Source organism: Philodulcilactobacillus myokonensis (assembly GCF_027923585.1).
In the GTDB taxonomy this organism is placed as follows: domain Bacteria; phylum Bacillota; class Bacilli; order Lactobacillales; family Lactobacillaceae; genus Philodulcilactobacillus; species Philodulcilactobacillus myokonensis.
This window is the reverse complement of record NZ_BRPL01000002.1, coordinates 707,327-728,546: the sequence shown is the minus strand read 5'-3', so window position 1 is coordinate 728,546 and position 21,220 is coordinate 707,327. Positions and strand designations below refer to the sequence as shown.

Here is a 21,220-nt window from a genome sequence, read left to right as displayed (position 1 = left end):
ATTTTTAACGCTCCTTTTTAATTCGACTAGTCAAATTGAGATAGGAATCTAACATCGTCTAAATAGAAATCTCTGATATCTTTAACGCCATATCTTAACATGGCAAATCGATCGGGTCCTAAGCCAAATGCAAATCCACCGTATTCTTTTGGATCAATACCAGCCATTTTCAATACATTTGGATGGACCATTCCGGCACCAAGGACCTCAATCCAGCCGGTATTCTTACAAATATTGCATCCTTTTCCCATACAATTAAAGCACGTCATATCGACTTCAACTGAGGGTTCAGTGAATGGAAAGTAACTAGGTCTCAATCTAATATCAAATTTATCACCGAATAATTGATGAATTAAATATTCTAAAGTTCCCTTTAAATCAGACATTTTAATATTTTTATCAATAACTAGCCCTTCAACTTGATGGAATTGATGAGAATGAGTTGGATCATCATTATCACGCCTAAAAACAATTCCAGGTGAAATCATTTTTAATGGGCCCTTGCTAAAATCATATTTTTCTAGAACCCGAGCCTGCATCGGGGACGTTTGAGTTCTCATTAAAATATCATTTGTAATATAAAAAGTCGCTTGCATGTCCCTAGCAGGATGATATTTAGGTAGATTCATTCTTTCAAAATTATATTTTTCTTCTTCAACTTCAGGACCTGATAAAACTTGGTATCCCATTCCAAGAAAAATATCACAGATATGATCAATGATAGATTGAATAACATGAGGACTACCCTTTGGTACTGGTGATCCTGGAAGTGTAACATCAATCTTTTCATCCTTTAATTTTTGATTTAGAAGTGCTTGTTTTAATTCTTGATTCTTTTTAGCAACCGCATCCTGAATCTTATTTCTTACAATATTAGAGTATTTACCAACTTCAGGTCGTTCCTTTGGATCTAAATTCTTAATGTCCCTCAGAACTTTAGTAATTTTACCCCTTTTACCTAAAAATGATACCCTAATTTTTTGATTTAGAGTACTAACATCACTAACATTTTTAATCTCAGATAATGCTTGATCACGAATATTAGCTAAATCATCTTTTAAAGACATAACTATTCCTCCCTATATGAAAGCATAAAAAAAGCTCCATCCCAGAAAGGGGACGAAGCATCGCGGTACCACCCTAATTCACATTCTATCAATATAAAATGTGCACTTAATTTAAATAACGGTGATTAGCCGGAATATTTTTTGTTAATAACTCCCAATATCAGCTAGAAAATGAATTCAATTGCAAATGGCTACTCTCAACTAAATATAACCTCTCTGTATTAAACAATCTACTACTTTTTCATCATTGCTTTTTAAATTCATAATATATTATTAATAATATAATAGTTTTTCAGCTTGGTCAAATTATTTCAGAAGATAATTAGCACCATTTATCAGCCCAATCATGGACGGTATGCATAACTGGTTTTAATTCCTTCCCCTTTTGGGTTAATTCATATTGAATTAATGAAGAATCTGAAAAGGTTCTTCTGATCACAATTCCTTCATTTTCTAATTCTTTTAATCTTTCTACTAGCACACGATCACTACATTTTTGAATTGCACCAGAAATATCTTTAAACCTCTGTGCGCCAGCACTTAATAACGTCTCAATAATCAATCCGTTCCATTTTTTACCTAAAATTGAAAATGTTTTTTCAAAATGTGGACAAATTGAATTATTTGTTTTCTTAGTCATGACACTTCCATTAGCCATTTAGATCACTCTCTTTTATTTATTAATTTAACTTGCTAAAAATTGATTTAAAATTTTGTCGAACTGGTCTTAAAAATTCATAAATAGCTGAATAGTCATCTACTAATGAAACAATCACACTTTCAGGGTACTTAGGACAAGCAAGGGTAAATCCCCACATGTGCTTTAAAATAATATCCTTTTCTTTGGGGGTTAATACAGTAATGCGTTCGGCATTACGTAAAGCAACTCGTGGGTGAATAAAAGCGTGCGAACCCAAATTAAACTTAGTTGTACGCCAGTTATAATAAAACAAATCATGCAATAAACCGCCACGAGCTGCTGCACGGTAATCTAAATGCATTTTTTTTGCAATTAAATAACTCATGTATGAAACGGCAATACAGTGTTTCAAGCGCGTTGAGTGGTGATGATGGGTAAATAGAGCCAATTTTTGAACCTCTTTAGTATTTAATAAATCAGCAACGATCGAAATATATTTTTGATCTTTTTCCCATGCATTCTGTTTCATTGATAAAACCCCTTTACTTTTGTAATTGAAACATTAAAATACCAGCTGCAATCGCAACGTTAAAAGACTCAGCCTGTCCCTTAATTGGGATATATAAATTTAGATTAGTTTGACTTAAATATTGTTTTTGAATGCCATTGCCTTCATTACCCATTATCAGAGCATAGTTTGATTTTGGATGAACATCTCTAAAATCAACCGCATTCGGATTAAGTTCGGTTCCATAAACAGGCACTTGTTGATTCTTAAATCCATCAATCCATTGTTCTAAATCAGCTTCAATTAGATGAAGATGAAACTGACTTCCCTGCATGGCTCTTAAAACCTTAGGATTAAAACGACTGGCAGTTCCACTGCCAAAAACAACACCGGAAAGGCCGATTGCATCGGCGGTCCTTACCATTGTTCCAATATTACCAGGATCTTGAATTTGGTCAAGCAATAACCATCCACCACTGGTTGCATTTGGATTAATATGCTGTGTCTTGGGCAATTGAACAATTGCAAATATCCCTTGAGGGGTTAAAGTTGACCCTAATTTTTTAGAAACTTCATCTGATATTAAAACAATGTCTTGAAAATGATCTAATTGATCTGAATGAAGTTGAAATTGCTTAGGGGTTGTTAATATTTTTTTAATCCTTGCGTTAGATTTTAACGCTTCATAAACTAAATGCCAACTTTCTAATAGATAAGAATTAAACTTTATTCGATCATGCTTACGTTTTAATTTTATAATTTGTTTAATCTGTTCATTCTTAGAAGAAGTAATTTTTTCCATAATAATTGATCCCCAACTTTTATTTTTCATCTTTATTATACTATATTTATGTATAGTAATATTAACATGTAGTTTAGGAGGAAACAAAATGAAATCTAATTCAATTGATTCAAAAAAATTAATTGTAAGCGGTCTTGTTCAAGGAGTTGGATTTAGATACTGCACAGCAAAAGTGGCCAAACATTTTAATATCAAGGGATCAGTTCAAAATTTGCCCGAAGGCAGCGTTAAAATTATTGCACAAGGTCAGCCCAGTAAACTGAATCAATTTATAATCAAAATTAGAAAATCACCAACACCATTTGGAAAAGTTAACAATTTAAAGGTAAAAACGATTCAAATTTCAAAATTAAATTCATTTCAAATTAAATCATAAACAAATTAGTTTGAAAAAAGCAGCTAAATCAATTATCCTTAATTTTAGGCTATTTTAAATGTAGAAAGGATTTTAAAATACATGAAAAAAATTAAACATTTAGGGATTATTACCCTATTGGGTAGTTTAGCCCTCATTCTTAGTGGATGTGTCAGAACAGATGCATCAGGGAAGCCATATGGATTTACATATCATTATCTAGCCGTTCCCGGACAAAATATCATGGATTGGTTAGCTAAATTTGTTGGTGGATATGGCTGGGCATTGATTGTTTTAACGGTAATCGTTAGAATGATCCTTTTGCCAATCATGGTCAAGCAAATGAAACAATCAACAACTCAGCAAGAAAAAATTAGTTTGATTAAACCACAGTTAAATGAGATTCAAAAGAAGCAAAAACAAGCTAAGAACCAACAAGAACAAATGCAATTAAGTCAAAGCATGATGCAATTGTATCGTCAAAATGGTATTAGTATGACTGGCGGCATTGGTTGTTTACCAATTATTATTCAAATCCCAGTTTTTGTTGCTTTATATAATGCCATCAGATTTTCCCCGGAAGTTTCACATACAATTTTTATGGGAATTAGCCTAGGAAAATCAAATATCCTGCTAGCAATCCTAGCTTTTCTTTCGTATTTATTGCAAGGATACCTAATGTTAATTGGTGTTCCTAAGGATCAAAGAAAACAAATGAAAATGATGCTATTTCTTAGTCCCCTAATGATTTTTATTTTTACAATCAAGTCTCCAGCTGGACTAGGAATTTACTTCTTCATTGGTGGTATTTTTGCATGTATTCAAACTTTAATCATTAATTTATACCGTCCAAAAATTAGAGCAGAAGTTGCTAAAAATAGTAAAAATCATCCTACAAACAAAGTCAAGATTCCTGATTTTAATAGTGAATCGGAAAAGAATTCAAGTGAAAATCAATCATCAGAAAAGGTTGATATTCATAAATTAAATCGGGAAAGAAATAAGGGTAAACAGAACCATCATTAAAAAGTAGACTAAATTAAAAAGGAGTTAAATGATTTTAATATCATTTAGCTTCTTTTTGTTTGGGTTTGCTTTTTTTATCTGGTTTTATCTCGTGGTCAATTGGAAATGAAATTGTGAAAATAGAACCAGAGCCAAGTGAACTCTCAACTGAAATATGACCATGATATACTTCAACCAATCGCTTAGCAATTGATAATCCTAAACCATTGCCACCCTTTTTTCGACTTCTGGCTTTATCAACCCGATAAAAACGGTTAAAAATCAATTTCATATTCTTTTGCGAAATTCCTTCGCCAAAATCCTGAACAGAAATTCTAATATTATTAGCAGTTAAAGACATCGACATATCAATTTCTTTACGCTTAGTAGAATACTTAATTGCATTATCCAATAAAATTATCAATACTTGTTCTAAATGATCACGATACATCTTAATAATTGTTTTCCTTTTAATATCATCATCTAATACAAAATGAAAATCAGGATGAATCATCTTAAAATCATTAAAAACTTGGTAAACAATGCCCTTAACTTCTGTCGTTTTATCTTTAAAGTAAATATTACCCTCTTCAGCTCTGGATAAATCAAGCATTTCTTTAACTAATCCACGCATCCGCTTAATTTCATCCAAAGATGCATTAATGGATTCCTGAAGAATTTGAGGATCATCCTTCCCCCATCTTGATAGCATACTCAAATGACCTTGAATAATAGCAACTGGGGTTCGTAATTCATGGGATACATCCCCAACAAATTGCTCCTGTTGATTAATATAACGTTGCATTTGATCTAACATATCATTAAACAAATTACCTAGGTCCGAAAGCTCATCATTTTGGTTCAATTCTGGAACCCTTCGGTTAGATTTAGGAGAAGATGTAATTACATTCATTGTTCTTCTTATTTCATTAATTGGTCTTAAAAGATAATCAGCTAAAATATAAGCAAGAATTGATGAAACAAAAATAGAAATTAGTGACAAAATGAATAAAATAATGAATAATTGATCCATTGATGTTCGATAATTTTTCAAATTATTAATAATTTGAAGATATCCAATATGCTGGTGATTTTTATTAGAAAAAATCATCATATTGTTCACAACAATCATTTTATGATTTATTCGACGGAATTTTATCCCCTGATGATTCAAAAAATCACGACGATTAAATTTATAATTAACCAATTGTTTAGATGACATCAATAGTTGCCCATTATCATTAAAAACATTGGCAGCAATGTTATTACCAAATAAATTAGAAAAAATGGGGTCAGAATAAGTTTGATTATTACGATTTGAATTATGCACATCTGATAGATTAGGTGAAACTAATTCCTGTGATGGATTATTAAACATATCCTGATTTAAAGGTTTTCGATTTTGACTTAAATTATCGGCAACTGTTTCGGAAACATTTTGAATCCTGCTTTTTTCTTGAGACAAGAGGACTTCACTAAATTGATGATAAATTAAGAACGCAAAAATTGAAAACATAATAAAAACGACAATTGCGGTTCCAATTGACCATTTCCATTTTAAAGATATCCTTCGTTTTACTTTTTTCTGATCATGATCAGAATCTTTCATTAATTTCATGATCTCATCACATAACCAGTACCACGAACTGTTTGAATATAACTATTTTCTTGATTTGGTCGATCAATTTTATTACGTAAATATCGAATATAGACATCAACAACGTTAGTTTCAGCATCAGAATCATATCCCCAAACTTTATTTAAAAGAACGTCCCTGGCCAAAACAACGTTAACGTTTTCCATTAAAGCAAGTAATAATTCATATTCTCGCTTAGTTAAATCAATGACTTCGTTGCCACGACGGACAATCCGGCCTTCCTTTTCAATCGTTAAATCTTTATATTTAACAATCTTTTGATTCTTATTCTGTTGATGTTTTTCAATCTTAATTCGACGTAGTAATGCACGCAATCTTGCTAATAATTCTTCAATTGCAAATGGTTTAACAATATAATCATCAGCACCATGATCAAATCCAGATACCCGGTCAATAACTGAATCTCTGGCGGTCATCATAATAATTGGTGTATTTTTCTTCTCTCTGATTCTTCTGGCAACTTCCATTCCATTTAATTCAGGAAGCATTAAATCTAGTAAAATAGCATCAAATTTTTTATTTAAAGCTGCTTGAAGGCCAGTTCGTCCATTTAATTCTACTTGAGTTTGATAGCCCTCGTGTTTTAATTCTAATTCAACAAATCTTGCTAAGTTTTTTTCATCTTCAATAATCAGTATACGACTACTCATGATGTAAAACACCCCTTTAATTATAACTATAATATCAATTCAAACTTATTTTATCATAGTTAACTCATTAATGATTAATAATCTAATTATTATGTAATTGTTATATTAAAAAAGCTTTCAGAACCCATGGTGCCCTGAAAGCTTTCAAAGTATAAAAATTATTAATTCTTTTTAACATTTACGATTTCCTTGCCATCGTAATAACCACAATTTGGGCATACATAATGTGGTTTACGTAATTCACCACAATTTGGACAAGGTGTTAAACCAGGCATAGATAAATTAATATGAGAACGACGCATATTTTTTCTAGCCTTAGAAGTCTTTCTCTTAGGAACTGCCACAATCAACGCCTCCTTTAATTTGAAATATCCACTAGTGAAATTATTATGCCTTACTTGTTTTTAAAGTAATCCTTTAACTTAGCAAGACGTGGATCAACATGTTTATGATCTGCCTTAGGATGATAAAATTCATCTTCAGTCATAACTTCCCAATCGTGTCCCTTGGGCATGATATGATATTTATCTTCCTTTGGAGACAGAATATGCATTGGAATTTGTAAAATAATATTATCAGCCACAGATTTATCAAAATTAATAATTTGTTTTTTTCCTAAAACCATGACAACATCATCTTTATCATATAGTTTTATTGCTTCACGATCCGGAACATAAATTTCATCAATATGAAAATCTAATGGCATTTTTACTGGCGTAAGTGACCTTGAAGAAGGAACTGTGATTTCTCCAGTTGCCCTCGCATTAACGACTGCATTGCCACGATCATATAAAACATCGGCATGAACTTGAAAAGGTGTTGATGATAAAATACCATCACTATATCGATTTAATAAATCAGATTCAACATTCAATGTTTCATCGACAGAAAGTGGCTTTGTATTATATTCTTTTAAATCTTGCAAGGCCCATTTCATGATAATTCCTCCTAATGCAACAATCGTAATTATACATACTCACTAAAAAGATGTCAAGGTGTTTCCCTTGATAGCCTATAATAATTATTTAATAATGGGGTGACGATATAGATCTTGAGATTGACCTGTAATCATTTCATATAGCATCCCAGCTTTAAAGTCTAATTGTAAAACAGAGTTTAACATTTTTTGACTTGCTCTTGAAATAATTGGAATTTGGATTTTCTTCTTCTCCTGGTTTAAATACTTTCTACCGATTTGATTAAAACCTAAAATTCTTAAATATTCATTTTGAATGTAATCATCCCGTTTCAAATGAAATAGAATATATCCAAATAAACGTTTTAACCTTGAATAAGTATAGCGTTTTGTCTTAACTTTATCAATAAATTCATTAAAAGATTTAGAAGTAATTGCAAACCGTTTCAGGCGATATTCAATCCCCTCATTCATTTGATAAATATTTTTCAAATCTGATAAAGAGCTAGTAACTAATTCAAATTTAAGCATTGGCCAAAAATCATTCCACGTCACTAACCGCTGTTTTAATATTCCTTCAATAATATTTGAATCAACAATTTTTAACAACTTTGATTTAGAATCAATATGATTAACTAGCATTTCTCTAATTGTAGATGAACTTGCAAACCGTTGTTTAATGTTTCCTTCGTTATGCAGAGTCCCTTGACGCTTGATTGGAATAATTTTCATTGGTGAATTAAATTTAGAATTAAAATGAGCATAATTAATCCCTAAAATATCATTAGGATCATGAATCTTTTGTCCCGTTTGCTTATAAAATGCACCTTGAAACAATTTTGGATATGGTTGGAAATAATTATGAAAATAATCATTCATATCATCTAAATTAACATTTGCTAATTGATTAAAATTCAAACCAGGCGTTTTGCATCCAAATGATAATGCGTCACAATTTAATTGATTTAAAATTTTAACTCCGCCAGCCGCAAAAATATTAACTGGTTGAACGGCAAATTGGGCGGGTAGTTCGACTACTAAATCCGCCCCATGTTGGAGTGCAAAGTTGGCTCTCAACCATTTATCTAAAATTGCTGGATCCCCACGTTGAACCCAGTCACCACTCATGACAACTATACAAACATCTGCATTAGTCTTTTTTTTTGCCATTTTTAACTGATACTCATGACCGTTATGAAATGGATTATATTCTGCAATTATTCCAACAGCATGTAACATTTTTATTAATCCTTCTTACATTTAAAGAAATAGCGAGTGGTCGTTTTGTTAATTTTACTTTTTCCAAAATCAGCAGTCGCACTAATTTGATTAAACCCAGCTTTTTTTAATAATTGAATGTAAATATTTAAATCATACGTTCTTTCATGGTGTAGCTCACTGTATTCATCATAAGCATCTTTTTCGTAATTATAATAAAAGAAAGTTAAGTCATGTTCAACTGAATGGGGTTTATCCCCTTCATAACTTTGCCACATAAAAGCGCGATTTTTATCATGATAATTATACATATATCCAGGATAGACAACATCAGTTTGATAAGGTGAAATGACGTCAAATAGATATACTCCATGATCAGATAAATGTTGATAAACTTCTAAAAAGGCCCTCAACAGTTCTTTTTGATTTTTTAAATAACATAGTGAATCATCAAAACAAGTAATGATGCTATATTGATCTAAATTCGATAAATCTAGCATATTTCCTTGAATTAAAAACGGGCTAACATTATTATCAATCGCATGCTGTTCTGCAATTGATAACATATCATCAGAAAAATCCAACCCGGTTGTATGATAGCCTAATTTAGCCAATGAGACAATTAATCTACCCGTCCCACATGCTAAATCAATTAAACGATCTTCCGGTTTAGAATTAGTTAGAACAAAATCCAGCCATTTTTGATACATGGCTGGATCAAATAACTCATCATAAAATTGAGCAAATTTTGAAAAAATCATTCTGGATCTTCCCACTTAGAAACATCAACATCCGGAGCATCTGACCAGAGTTTTTCTAGATTATAGAAGCTACGTTTTTCAGATTCAAAAACGTGAACAATAACGCCATCTAAATCAATCAAAATCCATTGGCCTTCTTTTCTTCCTTCGACTTCTTCAACGTCAATGTGATGTTCTTCACTTGATTCAATGATAGCATTAGCAATTGCTTTTACTTGACGACTTGAACTAGCATCCATAATTACATAGTAATCAGACATTAAACTAATTCCGCGCATATCTAGTGCAACAATATTACGAGCTTGTTTAAAGTCGGCAGATTTTACAACCGTTTTTAGAATGTCAATTGTATTCATAAATTAAAAATACACCTCTTATTTAATATTAGATTTAGGTACCCAGGCATTATAAGTATCAATCATTTTTGGAAATACCTGTTTATTGTTTTGAATTAAATAATCCAAAGTATGCTTAGTTTGGTAAGCAACTCCATTTTGTAGATTATCAAATGTTACTTTTCTGGCTTTATCAACATTAGGAAATTGTCTGCCCATTTCAATATAATCAGCCATGTAAACAATTTGTTCTAGTTTAGTCATATGTTTAGCACCAATTGTATGATGTTTAACGGCGTTCAAAACATCAATATCTTGGATTCCAAGTTCTTTTTTAACAAAAATCCAACCAACATAACCATGCCAAATTGCATTACCATAATCCAATAAAGTTTTATCAAGATGATACTTCTTAATTGCATCAATAAAATCTTGAGCTGGCCTTTGCTTAGCATAATCATGGACTAATCCGCCAATACTAGCTTTTTCAACATCAACATCGTTTAATTTAGCCAATTTAATTGCCATCTGTTCAACTCTTACAACGTGTTCATATCTGGGTTTTCTAAGTGCATGGTTTAGACGATTCAATAGTTCGTTTCGATCATATGGTACGATATTCTCATGATAAGTTAGTTCAACATTACTCATAAAGATGATACTCCTTTATATATTTAATGACTTGATCTGGGACTAAATAGCGAATGGAGGCTCTTTGTTTAATTTTACGTCGGACCAGAGTCGATGAAACATTAAAATAAGGAACATCCACCCATATCACCGGATATTTAGAAGAGGTAGGATATCCAGATCTTCTGACACCAACAAAATGGACTAAGTTAATTAACTGATTAATTTTATACCACTTTGGTAAATATTCTACCATGTCACCACCAATAATAAAGTAATATTCATTATATGGGTGCATCCTAGTTAATTGTAGCATCGTATCATACGAATAACTTTTCCCACCACGTTTAATTTCAGCTTTTTCAATTGAAAATTTAGGATTATTATTAATTGCTAAATTAATCATGTTAATCCGATCTTTAGCGTCAATCGCCAATTTAGGGTCAATATGTGGCGGAATATTATCTGGCATAAATAAAACTTGATCTAATCCTAATTGATTTTGAACTTGATCAGCAATTAATAAGTGACCATTATGAATTGGATTAAATGTCCCACCTAAAATACCAATCTTCTTTCTTTTAATACCATGATTTAATTGGGTAACTGTCTGAACATCTGCTTTGCCAAAACGATTGTCCAATTCAATTCACCTCTAAATATCTTCAACTTCGTTTGAAAAATGTCGATGGGTCGGTTTTTGTGCCCTTTTAAATAGTAATAACGTCTTTCCAATGGTTTGAACAACATTAATTGAACTGTGGTTAATAATAAAATCCCTGGCGGTTGGTACATCAATTCCAGCACTTTGTTGAATATTAACTTTAATTAATTCACGTTTTTCTAAAGCGCCGTTAACTTCATCTAACCATTGCTGATTTAATCCATTCTTACCAATTGAAAAAATTGGCTTCATTCGATTAGCTTGTGCTCTTAAATATCTTTTTTGTTTACCTCTTAAATTCATTTTAAACTCCTTAAATCATTGATCGACGGATTAATACATCCATTCCTTTAGGTGCCCATCCGGCAATAACAACATTGCTTGGAACAGTAATCCAACCTAAACCTTCAAAAACCAAGTCAGATTTATATGATGTTTTAAATTCATAACGAACCAACTTGGGAAATGAATCCTGATACTCTTCACTTGGTGGCGTTAACAATTTACCAAACTGTCGTTTATAAACATCATCTGCATTAGCCAATTTAGTTCGATGAATCAATAAATCATTATTAACATAAATGGTAAATCCCTTCTTAAAATGGCCATTTACATAATCAAATCTTGCTAAGCCACCTAAAAATAATGTTTGACCACTATTCAATTGGTATTCACGCGGTTTAATTGGCTTTTGTGGGGTTGCTATTTTTAAATCTTTTCCATTTAAATAATGTGCCATTTCAGAATGATGAACAATCCCAGGAGTATCCACTAATTGATGTCCATCATTTAAATCAATTTTAATTTGATCCAATGTCGTCCCAGGAAAGCGTGATGTTGTAATCAATTCTCTAATGCCAGTATTTTGCCTAATTAGTTGGTTCATCAAAGTTGATTTACCAACATTAGTAACCCCGACAATATAGACATCACGATGACCTCTCAATTGATCAATTGTTTTAAATAATTGGTCAACATATTGATTTGTTTTAGCAGAAATTAATTGAATCCCAAGTGGTTTAATTCCAATTTCATTACTTCTTTGTCTTAACCAATCTTTAATTTTACTACGATTGATGGATCGTGGGATCAAATCTGCTTTATTACCAACCAATAGAAACGGATTCTTACCTACAAATCGCTGAATTCCAGGAATGATGCTTCCATTAAAATTAAAAATATCAACGACATAGACAATTAAAGCATTCGTATCTTGAATCTGATTCAATAGTTTTAAAAATTGATCATCAGAAATGTTAACTGGTTCAATTTGACTGTAATGTCTTAGTCTAAAGCAACGTTGACAATATAATTGATTCGTTTTAACACCCTTTTCATATGCTGATTTAGGCGTATAACCAGCTTCTTTAGGGTTATCAGTCTGAATCACAGCTCCACAACCAATACAACGTAATTCATTATTTGTGTCCATTTATATCCTCCTGCCAATGTAATTCGGGATAAATCTTTAATAGTCTTTTCTTAAGTTTTTTTTCAAAGAAACGATTGATTCTAGTGTTCCAAGGATCAGTTGCCACCAATGGTTTTACAAGCACACTTCTTACGTGACAAAAATTGGCTGCGGGAATATCAGTCAATAACTGGTCGCCAACCATAATAACGTTATCTTTATCTAAATGAAAAGATTTTAACGCCCGTAAAATGCCAAACGGAAGTGGTTTCAATGCTCGGCCAATAAATGGCAATTTTAAATCTTGAACCACTCTTGCAATTCGTTTTCCTTTATTATTAGAAATAATAATAAAAATAATATGTTCATGTTTTAATTGATTAAGCCAATTAATTAATTGAGGGGTGGCATTTTTATTGTTCCATGGAACAATGGTATTGTCTAAATCAGACAAAACAGCTTTTACCCCCAATTGTTTTAATCGGTTAGGAGAAATATTATAGATACTATTAATCATCCACGTTGGTTTAAACTTTGCTAACATTACTTCCTCCATCAAATTATTAAATAAAAATATTATATGTATAAAAAATGGAAAAATCCATTTTTTTACTCTTTATTATAATAAAAAACTCTCACCATAAAAACATAGGTGAAAGTTTTATTAATTTTTATGCTAAGGCTTTTTTAGCTTTATCAGCTAATTCTGTAAATGCCTTGCTATCATTAACAGCTAAGTCAGCTAACATCTTACGGTTCATTTCAATGTTAGCAACTTTTAAGCCGTGCATTAATTTACTATAACTTAAACCATTCATACGAGCTGCTGCGTTAATTCGTGTAATCCAGAGCTTTCTGAAATGAATTTTATTAGCATGACGATCACGGAATGCATATTCTCGTGACTTCATAACTTGATCTTTAGCAGTCTTAAATAATGAATGTTTAGATAAACGGTAACCTTTAGCAGCCTTTAGAACACGCTTACGACGTCTACGTGTTACTGATCCGCCTTTAACTCTTGGCATATTGAATTCCTCCTAAAATTAAATAACGATAAATTAGTGTAATAAATGATTATATTTCTTAGCACTAGTCTTATAAACCATTCTAGTACCACGTAAATGTCTACGTTGCTTCTTAGTTTTTCCGTGGAAACGGTGACTAGTACGTGCGTGACCACTCTTTAAGCCACCCTTAGCGGTTTTCTTAAAACGTTTTGCAATGGCTCTATTTGTTTTTGTCTTAGGCATAATAATAATTCTCCTTAACTATTATTTGTTTTTATTGTTTTTATCAATCGGTGATAAAACTAAAAACATACTTCTTCCATCCATTTTAGGGTGATTAATAACATTGGCAACATCTGATACTTCATTGGCCATTTTTTCTAAAACATCACGACCAATTCCCTTATGAGTAATTGCACGGCCCTTAAAACGAATTGAAACTCGTACTTTAGCACCTTTTTTAATAAAGCGTTTAACACGATTCAATTTAGTATTAAAATCATTTGTATCAATAGTTGGGCTCAAACGAACTTCCTTTGAACTAACAACTTTTTGACGCTGACGAGATTTACGAGCTCGCTTTTGTTGTTGAAAATGGTATTTACCATAATTCAAGATTCTAGCAACTGGTGGTTTAGCATTTGGTGAAACTAACATTAAATCTAAATCACGATCTTGTGCAGTCTTCAAAGCTTCATTTCGGCTCTTAATTCCTAATTGATTTCCTTGATCATCAATCAATCGAACCTTATTTGCCCGTATTCTTTCGTTAATCAATACATTTCTTGCTATAGCGATTCACCTCCAAAATCTTTTGAAGCAGAAAAATGGCGGATGCAGAATGCACCCGCCATCATTTGTGATAAATTGTCACAATTAATCTCTTATCAAGCCCAGCAATTAAAATCACTTAGGCGAGAAGCGGGAAGCCTCTGCTTTTATTACAATTAGTATTTTACTTGATTTAAATTAAAAAGTCAAATGACATTTATTCACCGTAATGTCTTGAGTAACTTTGAATATCTTTTTGAATTTGCTTTACAAATTCATCGATTGATTCATCCTTACTATCCTTATGTCCATACTGTCTGACTGAAACTTGATTATTACTCATTTCATCATCACCAACAACTAATGTGTATGGAATCTTATGGGTTTGAGCATCACGAATTAAGTAACCCATCTTTTCACTTCTGTTTTCTACTTCAGAACGAATGTGTAATTTTCTTAATTTGGCGTTAATTTTCTTAGCATAATCACCATGTTTATCTAAACTAACTGGAATAATTTTTACTTGTTTTGGAGCTAACCAAGTTGGAAAAGCACCCTTGTACATTTCAATTAAGTAAGCAACAAAACGTTCCATCGTTGAAACAATTCCACGGTGAATCATAACTGGTTGATGATCTTTACCATCCTTACCAACATAATGTAAATCAAAACGTTTTGGCAACATAAAGTCTAATTGAATGGTAGATAATGTTTCTTCGTTACCTAAAGCAGTGTAAGTCTGGACATCTAATTTTGGACCATAGAATGCTGCTTCACCTTCAGCTTCAACATAATCTAAACCTAAGTCGTCCATGGCACCCTTAAGCATTTTCTGTGATTTATTCCACAAAGCATCATTTTGGAAGTACTTAGTGGTGTTCTTTGGATCACGGTAACTCAATCTAAAGTGATAATTACTAATATCAAAATCATGGTAAACATCTACCATTAAGTTTAAAATGCGCTTAAATTCATCTTGAATTTGATCAGGGGCAACAAAAGTATGACCATCATTTAAAGTCATTTCACGAACACGTTGGAGACCTGAAAGTGCACCGGCCTTTTCATATCTGTGCATCATCCCTAATTCAGCAATTCTTAATGGTAATTCACGGTATGAACGAATATGTCTGTTATAGATTTGAATATGACTTGGGCAATTCATTGGACGTAATTCAAGTTCTTCACCATCTTTCATTTTCATTGGTGGGAACATATCATCTCGGTAGTGAGCCCAGTGGCCAGAAGTCTTATAAGCATTCAAATTCATTAATACCGGTGTATATACATGTTCATAACCAGCAGCAACTTCCTTATCAACAATGTATCGTTCAATCACACGACGAATAGTAGCACCATTTGGCATCCAGTAAGGAAGACCTTGCCCGACTTTTGGATCAACGAAGAATAAGTCTAGCTTATTACCAATAACTCGGTGGTCACGTTCTCTAGCTTCTTGACGCTTTTTAACATCAGCATCTAAATCAACCTTTTTAACAAAGGCAGTTGCATAAATTCTTTGTAGCATTGGGTTAGATGATTTACCTTCCCAGTAAGCACCAGCAACTGACAATAATTTAAAGTACTTAACTGATCCAGCAGAAGGTAAAACAACACCGTTTGCTAAACTCATATAATCATTGATTTGATAAAATGCAACTTGATCATTAGAAGCAAATTTATTAACTAATTTTGCTTGATAAGGATCACCATCAACTTGGTTCAATGCATCTGCTTTAGATAAAATAACCCGTTTCAAGGGAACGTTATGTTTAATCATTTTATTCATTTTATCGGATAATGGTTGTAATTCATCGGCACTAACTTGATTTTCTTTTTTATCAGTATCAACATAAAAGCCATCGTCATAGGCACCATTAGTACCAAATTTAATATCATCATGATAAGTATCATGTAAGGCAGCCTTTAATAATTGAGCAGCAGTATTTCTAAGAACACTTAAACCATCCTTAGAATCTGAAGTAATTACTTCAACTTTACCACCCTTATTAAGAGGAGTATTAACACCAACCATTTGGCCGTCAACCTTACCGGCAACGGCTTTTTTAGCTAAACTAATTGCAATTGATTTTGCAATCGATTTAATATCTACACCAGCATCAAACTGTTTAACTTTACCATCTGGAAATTCAAATGAAAGTTGAGTCATAATAAATATCTCCTTTATATTTGGTGAAAACCATTGTAAATAAAAAACGTCCCCAACACATAATGTGTCAGGGACGTCAATTACCGTGGTTCCACCCAAATTCAATCCATAGACAAAAAGCCTAATGAATACTCAATTTGGTTGATAACGGTAACCATCCGTTCCGGAATTTTCCTCCGAACATAAAGAAAGTGGTAATTCATAATTTAATATAAAAAACTTCCAGTAAATGTTTTTTCTCCCTGAATATTAAAAATTATAAACCATGTCTTTCAATATCATTTAAACTATGTCTACATTAAAACTTAATTCAGTTTAATTGTCAAGTTAAAAAATTAAAATATTATCATAAAATTACTTTTTAGATAAATGATCTTTATTTCCTAAACGTCGATTTTTACCAGTAAGTAAAAATTCTCTAGATAGAAAATGAATCCTCTGCATGATTCGCTTTGCCTTTAAGGGCTCATCGTTACCTGCTTTATCAATTCTTAAATGGTCTGTCTCCAATTTTTTCATTGAATCATTCGAACTGAAAAAAGTCGGCAATTCATTTTGCATCCGGTATTCTAAAATAACTGCTAAAATGTCATCACGAATCCAAGATGAAATCGAATCTGCCCCTAGATCATCTAACATTAAAATTGGTGCGGTTTTAACACGATCCAATTTAGCTCCAACATCATTATTTGCAATTGAATTTTTCATATCAGCTGCAAAACTTGGAAAATGAACTAACATCGTTCGATATCCTTTACTAGCCAAACGATTTGCAATCGCCGCTAACAAATATGTTTTCCCAATTCCAAATTTTCCATATAAATATAATCCACGATGAAAATGCTTTGGACGTTTAGTATAGTTAGAAATAAAATCAACAGCTAGTCCCAGTGCCATTGTTCTTTCAGTTGTTGAATCACTATCAAAATCGTCCAAATTTGCATTCCTAATCATTTTAGGCATTGAAATTGATTGAACCCGATTTTGTAATTGATCCGTATGCTGTTTTTCAACTGTATCACGGGTAGGAACATAAGTTATATCAATCAAGTTATCATTCATGACCAATTTAGGCACATAACCAGGAATTAAAGTCTGCTTGCCGTTTACTAATTTCTTTTTTTCATCAAAATACTCATATAATTTGGAAGCAGAATTAATAATTGTTTGATTAGAAACATGATTTTTCTTAATAAATGAATTGACTTCAGGATCATGAATGGCATTATGCATTAAATGATGATAGTCATCGCTAATATGATGCTTATTCATAATATCTTGCATCGTTAATTTCAAACTTTTCACTGGTTATCTACCTTCCTTCATATCATGATTCAAACGTTTTAATTTTTCTTTAACCCGTTTTCTAGTTGCTAAACTAGCTTTTTTATATTTAGGATGATAATCTTCCTTAGCCCATTCAGGCAAAGTCTCCTTGATCTTTGGTTTCCCATTTCTGTGATAAGCGTTCTTTTGATAATGCTTTTCATTAGCATTATTATCACGGAGCTTAATATATTGAATTGCTTGTTCAGGAGTGTTGATTTGTTTTTGACTCCAATTATCAGCAATCGTATCAAAATAACTTCGTTTTAAATTTGTTCGCTGTTCATCAATTAAAATATGATAAATCAACATATTAATCACACTTGTCTTCAACGAACTCTGGTTCATAATTTCCTTAATTGTCCAGCGTTCATTTGAGCTAATCATCCCATGTTTCATACCTTTTAATGATTGCAAAAATTCCATGGGAGCGTACTCCTTAGTAGCATTAATCAATTCCTGCTCATCCTTAGAAAAATCACCTGAGCTAGATTGATTAGAAATTTTAGAATCAGGGTCAATATCAACGTTCGATTGTTTAGACTGATAAATTCTAGCAATTAATATTTTGAGCTTTTTAGTATCAAATCGGTTGGTCGTTATATTAGTCGATCTTTCAATCAATTTTGCCATATCAATTTCATCGATTCCATACATTCGATTAATATCCACAATTAATTGATGAGCCCTTTTAATTGATGCTGTATCAACATATGATGAAGATAAAATATTCAATAGCATTTTAAAATCAAAATTGGGCGCTTGAATGGATTGATCATTAACGAATGTTCCTTCATGATGATGACTAATTTTAGGGTGATGAGTAATTTTATTATGACTCACTTGATAAGCTTCCAAAAAATTATGGCTAATATCCTTAAACCCATCATATTTAGGAAATTGATGAAATAATCTATGAATTAAATTTTGATAGTAGTTTTCTCCTACAATTTCAAGTAGTGCCAAGCTTAATAAATCATCATTAAAAAAATCATTAACAGAAACAGGCGAAATTAATTCATAAATATAAAGATTATCAGAAACATCAGGCTTCTTTTTTAATAACGTCTTTAATAATCCAGCACCCTCTAATTTCTTTCTTGCATCACAAAATGCTTTCATTCCGATTCCTAACAGATTCAATATTTCAAAATGAGTGTGGTATTTTAATTTCATATCATGATGATCATTAATTTCCCATAAAATATTAATCAACGTATACGCATTACTACCCAAAATTGGCTGATATAATAAATCTAACGACCTTCTTTGATTAGTATAAAGCTCATCATTAGATATCAAGCCAAATTTAGTTTGTGGCATAATTTGACGCCATGAATCTTCCATAATCATTCCTCATTACTGTTTGTTCCATTATGATTATCATTTTCATTATGATCATGATGTTGCTTTTTATCCTTATCCATTACCTCTTTAAGCTCATTATAGAAAACGGTCATATCTTTGAATTGTCTATAAACACTAGCAAATCTAATATAGGAAATTTCATCAACAGAAGATAATTCTTCCATAACATATTTGCCAATTAATTGACTGGAAATTTCATTTTCCCCTAAAGATCTAATTTTATTTTCTACTTTATCAACAATATGTGTCATTTGATCCATTGAAACAGGTCGTTTTTCAGCGGAACGAATGATACCCTTTAAAATTTTACTGCGGTTAAACTCTTCTCGGTTCCCATTATTCTTAACTACTAATAATGGATTCTTTTCAATTCTTTCAAAAGTGGTATATCGATAACCACAATTTTCACATTCACGGCGTCTTCTAATGACTCTGCCGTCATCAGTCGGCCGACTATCCACAACCCTAGAAGAATTATGATGGCAATGTGGACATCGCATTTATATCACCCCAACGATTTAAAAATAATTACTAAATAATTGAATTACTTGATTTTTCGTTTGCTTGAACGTACCAGACGTATCGATCATAAAATCAGATAACTGTTCCTTAATATCAAGTGGCCACTGACTATTAATTCTAGCAGACGCATCCGCAATTGATAAATGATTTCTTTTAATCAAACGCTTCATCTGATAAATATAGTTACATTTTACAACAATGATTTGATCGGTTAAATATTGGTACCCATTTTCGAACAATGTCGGTGCATCTAAAATAATTAATTCATGTCTGGAACTCAATTGCTTAATTTCAGATATCACTTGTTGTCTAATAAATGGATCCATGATTCTAACCAATTGATTTAATTGGAAACGGTCACTAAAAACGATTTTTCCCAATTTTTGACGATCAATATTTTTTGTGTCATCTAAAATTTTAAGGCCAAAATAAGAAATAATTTTCCGCTGACATTTAACATTATTAAATTGAATATCATGGGTGATTTGATCCGCATCAATAATTGGTAGGTGCAATGATTCTTTAATCACCCTACTAACATTAGATTTACCAGTAGCGATTCCACCAGTAATTCCAATTACTCTAGTCATTATCTACTTTCACAACCTTTTGGCATTGAGGGCAAAAATGAGTCCCACGTTGAGCTACTCTAATTTTTTTAATTAAAGTTCCACATCGCTCACATGGTTGACCATCGCGATGATAAACGTGTAAATGATTCTGAAAACTTCCGGATTCCCCAAAAGCATTCTTATAAGAAAACACCGTGGTCCCATGGCCCTTAATTGCTTCTTTAATTTCTTTAATAATATTTTTTCTAAGAAGTTTAATTTTATCATCACTAATCAAATTAGTTTGCTGTTCAGGATGAATTTTAGACATCCACAAAACTTCATCGGTATAAATATTACCAAGCCCTGCAATATGACTTTGGTTTAATAAAAACGGCTTAATTTTACCACGACTTTTATTCATTATTTTCTTCATATAACTAAAAGTTAAATCATCAGACGTTGGTTCAGGTCCCAATGTTCCTAATCCAGACAGAGTATGCTCTTCACCATTATGAATTAAGTACATTCGACCGAATTTACGACTGTCATTATAACGAAGTTCCCGACCATCAGTTAAATGAAAAATAACATGGGTATGCTTACCAGGTTCTGCCCCTTCAGTTTCAACATCATATTTTCCTTCCATTCTTAAATGTGAAACCATTGTAATTTGACCATTAAACCTAAATAATAAATATTTACCGCGTCGGTCAATTCTTAAAATTTTTTTATTTGTTAATGCACGTTTAAAAGTATCCGCAGTAACATTATCAATCATTTTAGAATATAAGACCTCAACTCGTCTAATCTGACATCCCTTAACTAATTCATTTAAACCTTTTTTAACAGTTTCAACTTCTGGCAATTCAGGCATTTTAAT

The 21,220-nt window shown here is 31.9% G+C and carries 27 protein-coding genes and 2 other annotated features; of the genes, 2 read left to right on the top strand and 25 right to left on the bottom strand.

Annotation, left to right across the window (positions count from 1 at the left end):
* Positions 1–26: 26 nt before the first annotated feature.
* The 4 genes from pheS to WR164_RS03855 all read right to left on the bottom strand — a co-directional run bounded on the left by pheS (position 27) and on the right by WR164_RS03855 (position 3,017).
* Positions 27–1,067 (bottom strand): phenylalanine--tRNA ligase subunit alpha, encoded by a 1,041-nt coding sequence (gene pheS, locus WR164_RS03870; protein ID WP_286136234.1) that lies wholly within the window; start codon positions 1,065–1,067, stop codon positions 27–29.
* 45 nt (positions 1,068–1,112) lie between these two features.
* Positions 1,113–1,324: a binding site (T-box leader), on the bottom strand.
* 65 nt (positions 1,325–1,389) lie between these two features.
* The gene (locus WR164_RS03865) at positions 1,390–1,725 is read right to left on the bottom strand and encodes a winged helix-turn-helix transcriptional regulator (RefSeq protein WP_286136233.1); all 336 of its coding nucleotides are present in this window, start codon (positions 1,723–1,725) and stop codon (positions 1,390–1,392) included.
* 22 nt (positions 1,726–1,747) lie between these two features.
* A complete protein-coding gene (locus tag WR164_RS03860; RefSeq protein WP_286136232.1) occupies positions 1,748–2,236 on the bottom strand; it encodes an HD domain-containing protein in 489 nt (162 codons plus the stop codon).
* Positions 2,237–2,249: 13 nt separating this feature from the next.
* Entirely contained in the window at positions 2,250–3,017 is a 768-nt protein-coding gene (locus WR164_RS03855; protein ID WP_286136231.1) for a TrmH family RNA methyltransferase, read from the bottom strand.
* Between the two features lie 88 nt (positions 3,018–3,105).
* On the opposite strand from WR164_RS03855, the gene WR164_RS03850 reads away from it, so the two are divergent.
* Positions 3,106–3,393 carry an acylphosphatase gene (locus tag WR164_RS03850; protein ID WP_286136230.1) on the top strand — a complete coding sequence of 96 codons (288 nt, stop codon included), beginning with the start codon at positions 3,106–3,108 and terminating at the stop codon, positions 3,391–3,393.
* 81 nt (positions 3,394–3,474) lie between these two features.
* Positions 3,475–4,398, top strand: a complete 924-nt coding sequence (yidC, locus tag WR164_RS03845; RefSeq protein WP_286136229.1) for a membrane protein insertase YidC — start codon at positions 3,475–3,477, stop codon at positions 4,396–4,398.
* A 40-nt stretch (positions 4,399–4,438) separates the two neighbouring features.
* Here the strand turns inward: yidC and WR164_RS03840 are convergent, their stop codons facing one another.
* The 21 genes from WR164_RS03840 to mutM form a co-directional block, all read right to left on the bottom strand.
* A complete protein-coding gene (locus WR164_RS03840) occupies positions 4,439–5,995 on the bottom strand; it encodes a HAMP domain-containing sensor histidine kinase (protein ID WP_286136228.1) in 1,557 nt (518 codons plus the stop codon).
* Positions 5,992–6,684 (bottom strand): response regulator transcription factor, encoded by a 693-nt coding sequence (locus WR164_RS03835; protein ID WP_286136227.1) that lies wholly within the window; start codon positions 6,682–6,684, stop codon positions 5,992–5,994. The genes WR164_RS03840 and WR164_RS03835 overlap by 4 nt, the downstream gene beginning before the upstream one ends.
* Before the next feature lie 161 nt (positions 6,685–6,845).
* Complete coding sequence (gene rpmF / locus WR164_RS03830; RefSeq protein ID WP_286136226.1) at positions 6,846–7,028, bottom strand: 50S ribosomal protein L32; 183 nt, start codon at positions 7,026–7,028, stop codon at positions 6,846–6,848.
* Positions 7,029–7,078: 50 nt separating this feature from the next.
* Complete coding sequence (locus WR164_RS03825; RefSeq protein ID WP_286136225.1) at positions 7,079–7,621, bottom strand: DUF177 domain-containing protein; 543 nt, start codon at positions 7,619–7,621, stop codon at positions 7,079–7,081.
* A gap of 84 nt (positions 7,622–7,705) precedes the next feature.
* A complete protein-coding gene (locus WR164_RS03820; RefSeq protein ID WP_286136224.1) occupies positions 7,706–8,839 on the bottom strand; it encodes a nucleotidyltransferase in 1,134 nt (377 codons plus the stop codon).
* A 5-nt stretch (positions 8,840–8,844) separates the two neighbouring features.
* The gene (locus WR164_RS03815; protein WP_286136223.1) at positions 8,845–9,579 is read right to left on the bottom strand and encodes a class I SAM-dependent DNA methyltransferase; all 735 of its coding nucleotides are present in this window, start codon (positions 9,577–9,579) and stop codon (positions 8,845–8,847) included.
* Entirely contained in the window at positions 9,576–9,935 is a 360-nt protein-coding gene (gene rsfS / locus WR164_RS03810; protein ID WP_286136222.1) for a ribosome silencing factor, read from the bottom strand. Before rsfS ends, WR164_RS03815 begins: the two co-directional genes overlap by 4 nt.
* A gap of 18 nt (positions 9,936–9,953) precedes the next feature.
* On the bottom strand, positions 9,954–10,565 hold the full coding sequence (yqeK, locus tag WR164_RS03805) for a bis(5'-nucleosyl)-tetraphosphatase (symmetrical) YqeK (protein WP_286136221.1): 612 nt from the start codon (positions 10,563–10,565) through the stop codon (positions 9,954–9,956).
* Complete coding sequence (locus WR164_RS03800) at positions 10,558–11,187, bottom strand: nicotinate-nucleotide adenylyltransferase (protein WP_286136220.1); 630 nt, start codon at positions 11,185–11,187, stop codon at positions 10,558–10,560. The genes yqeK and WR164_RS03800 overlap by 8 nt, the downstream gene beginning before the upstream one ends.
* A gap of 12 nt (positions 11,188–11,199) precedes the next feature.
* Complete coding sequence (locus WR164_RS03795; RefSeq protein WP_286136219.1) at positions 11,200–11,511, bottom strand: YhbY family RNA-binding protein; 312 nt, start codon at positions 11,509–11,511, stop codon at positions 11,200–11,202.
* A 10-nt stretch (positions 11,512–11,521) separates the two neighbouring features.
* Positions 11,522–12,640 carry a ribosome biogenesis GTPase YqeH gene (gene yqeH / locus WR164_RS03790; RefSeq protein WP_286136218.1) on the bottom strand — a complete coding sequence of 373 codons (1,119 nt, stop codon included), beginning with the start codon at positions 12,638–12,640 and terminating at the stop codon, positions 11,522–11,524.
* The gene (locus WR164_RS03785) at positions 12,627–13,163 is read right to left on the bottom strand and encodes a YqeG family HAD IIIA-type phosphatase (RefSeq protein WP_286136217.1); all 537 of its coding nucleotides are present in this window, start codon (positions 13,161–13,163) and stop codon (positions 12,627–12,629) included. The genes yqeH and WR164_RS03785 overlap by 14 nt, the downstream gene beginning before the upstream one ends.
* 127 nt (positions 13,164–13,290) lie before the next feature.
* Positions 13,291–13,647, bottom strand: coding sequence for a 50S ribosomal protein L20 (gene rplT, locus WR164_RS03780; RefSeq protein WP_286136216.1), 357 nt, complete (start codon positions 13,645–13,647; stop codon positions 13,291–13,293).
* A gap of 33 nt (positions 13,648–13,680) precedes the next feature.
* Positions 13,681–13,872, bottom strand: a complete 192-nt coding sequence (gene rpmI, locus WR164_RS03775; protein ID WP_286136215.1) for a 50S ribosomal protein L35 — start codon at positions 13,870–13,872, stop codon at positions 13,681–13,683.
* Positions 13,873–13,893: 21 nt separating this feature from the next.
* Positions 13,894–14,406 carry a translation initiation factor IF-3 gene (gene infC / locus WR164_RS03770; RefSeq protein ID WP_286136214.1) on the bottom strand — a complete coding sequence of 171 codons (513 nt, stop codon included), beginning with the start codon at positions 14,404–14,406 and terminating at the stop codon, positions 13,894–13,896.
* Between the two features lie 39 nt (positions 14,407–14,445).
* Positions 14,446–14,573 (bottom strand) — a sequence feature (ribosomal protein L20 leader region).
* A 44-nt stretch (positions 14,574–14,617) separates the two neighbouring features.
* On the bottom strand, positions 14,618–16,570 hold the full coding sequence (gene thrS, locus WR164_RS03765) for a threonine--tRNA ligase (protein ID WP_286136213.1): 1,953 nt from the start codon (positions 16,568–16,570) through the stop codon (positions 14,618–14,620).
* 354 nt (positions 16,571–16,924) lie between these two features.
* The gene (gene dnaI / locus WR164_RS03760; RefSeq protein ID WP_286136212.1) at positions 16,925–17,875 is read right to left on the bottom strand and encodes a primosomal protein DnaI; all 951 of its coding nucleotides are present in this window, start codon (positions 17,873–17,875) and stop codon (positions 16,925–16,927) included.
* 3 nt (positions 17,876–17,878) lie between these two features.
* Complete coding sequence (locus WR164_RS03755; protein WP_286136211.1) at positions 17,879–19,243, bottom strand: replication initiation and membrane attachment family protein; 1,365 nt, start codon at positions 19,241–19,243, stop codon at positions 17,879–17,881.
* Between the two features lie 2 nt (positions 19,244–19,245).
* Positions 19,246–19,764, bottom strand: coding sequence for a transcriptional regulator NrdR (gene nrdR / locus WR164_RS03750; protein ID WP_286136210.1), 519 nt, complete (start codon positions 19,762–19,764; stop codon positions 19,246–19,248).
* Positions 19,765–19,782: 18 nt separating this feature from the next.
* Positions 19,783–20,376: a dephospho-CoA kinase gene (gene coaE, locus WR164_RS03745; RefSeq protein WP_286136209.1), complete on the bottom strand. Its 594-nt coding sequence runs from the start codon at positions 20,374–20,376 to the stop codon at positions 19,783–19,785.
* A complete protein-coding gene (mutM, locus tag WR164_RS03740) occupies positions 20,369–21,214 on the bottom strand; it encodes a DNA-formamidopyrimidine glycosylase (RefSeq protein WP_286136208.1) in 846 nt (281 codons plus the stop codon). Before mutM ends, coaE begins: the two co-directional genes overlap by 8 nt.
* Positions 21,215–21,220 lie beyond the last annotated feature (6 nt).

Excerpts from the sequence above, each read along its gene's own strand:
- yqeH (WP_286136218.1), bottom strand. The coding sequence starts at position 12,640 with ATGGACACAAATAATGAATTACGTTGTATTGGTTGTGGAGCTGTGATT.
- WR164_RS03755 (WP_286136211.1), bottom strand. The coding sequence starts at position 19,243 with ATGGAAGATTCATGGCGTCAAATTATGCCACAAACTAAATTTGGCTTG.
- rpmI (WP_286136215.1), bottom strand. The coding sequence starts at position 13,872 with ATGCCTAAGACAAAAACAAATAGAGCCATTGCAAAACGTTTTAAGAAA.
- WR164_RS03795 (WP_286136219.1), bottom strand. The coding sequence starts at position 11,511 with ATGAATTTAAGAGGTAAACAAAAAAGATATTTAAGAGCACAAGCTAAT.
- pheS (WP_286136234.1), bottom strand. The coding sequence starts at position 1,067 with ATGTCTTTAAAAGATGATTTAGCTAATATTCGTGATCAAGCATTATCT.
- WR164_RS03840 (WP_286136228.1), bottom strand. The coding sequence starts at position 5,995 with ATGAAATTAATGAAAGATTCTGATCATGATCAGAAAAAAGTAAAACGA.
- WR164_RS03860 (WP_286136232.1), bottom strand. The coding sequence starts at position 2,236 with ATGAAACAGAATGCATGGGAAAAAGATCAAAAATATATTTCGATCGTT.
- WR164_RS03835 (WP_286136227.1), bottom strand. The coding sequence starts at position 6,684 with ATGAGTAGTCGTATACTGATTATTGAAGATGAAAAAAACTTAGCAAGA.
- nrdR (WP_286136210.1), bottom strand. The coding sequence starts at position 19,764 with ATGCGATGTCCACATTGCCATCATAATTCTTCTAGGGTTGTGGATAGT.
- WR164_RS03865 (WP_286136233.1), bottom strand. The coding sequence starts at position 1,725 with ATGGCTAATGGAAGTGTCATGACTAAGAAAACAAATAATTCAATTTGT.
- WR164_RS03820 (WP_286136224.1), bottom strand. The coding sequence starts at position 8,839 with ATGTTACATGCTGTTGGAATAATTGCAGAATATAATCCATTTCATAAC.
- yidC (WP_286136229.1), top strand. The coding sequence starts at position 3,475 with ATGAAAAAAATTAAACATTTAGGGATTATTACCCTATTGGGTAGTTTA.
- WR164_RS03850 (WP_286136230.1), top strand. The coding sequence starts at position 3,106 with ATGAAATCTAATTCAATTGATTCAAAAAAATTAATTGTAAGCGGTCTT.
- WR164_RS03825 (WP_286136225.1), bottom strand. The coding sequence starts at position 7,621 with ATGAAATGGGCCTTGCAAGATTTAAAAGAATATAATACAAAGCCACTT.
- mutM (WP_286136208.1), bottom strand. The coding sequence starts at position 21,214 with ATGCCTGAATTGCCAGAAGTTGAAACTGTTAAAAAAGGTTTAAATGAA.
- rsfS (WP_286136222.1), bottom strand. The coding sequence starts at position 9,935 with ATGAATACAATTGACATTCTAAAAACGGTTGTAAAATCTGCCGACTTT.
- coaE (WP_286136209.1), bottom strand. The coding sequence starts at position 20,376 with ATGACTAGAGTAATTGGAATTACTGGTGGAATCGCTACTGGTAAATCT.
- yqeK (WP_286136221.1), bottom strand. The coding sequence starts at position 10,565 with ATGAGTAATGTTGAACTAACTTATCATGAGAATATCGTACCATATGAT.
- thrS (WP_286136213.1), bottom strand. The coding sequence starts at position 16,570 with ATGACTCAACTTTCATTTGAATTTCCAGATGGTAAAGTTAAACAGTTT.
- WR164_RS03815 (WP_286136223.1), bottom strand. The coding sequence starts at position 9,579 with ATGATTTTTTCAAAATTTGCTCAATTTTATGATGAGTTATTTGATCCA.
- WR164_RS03785 (WP_286136217.1), bottom strand. The coding sequence starts at position 13,163 with ATGTTAGCAAAGTTTAAACCAACGTGGATGATTAATAGTATCTATAAT.
- rplT (WP_286136216.1), bottom strand. The coding sequence starts at position 13,647 with ATGCCAAGAGTTAAAGGCGGATCAGTAACACGTAGACGTCGTAAGCGT.
- WR164_RS03855 (WP_286136231.1), bottom strand. The coding sequence starts at position 3,017 with ATGGAAAAAATTACTTCTTCTAAGAATGAACAGATTAAACAAATTATA.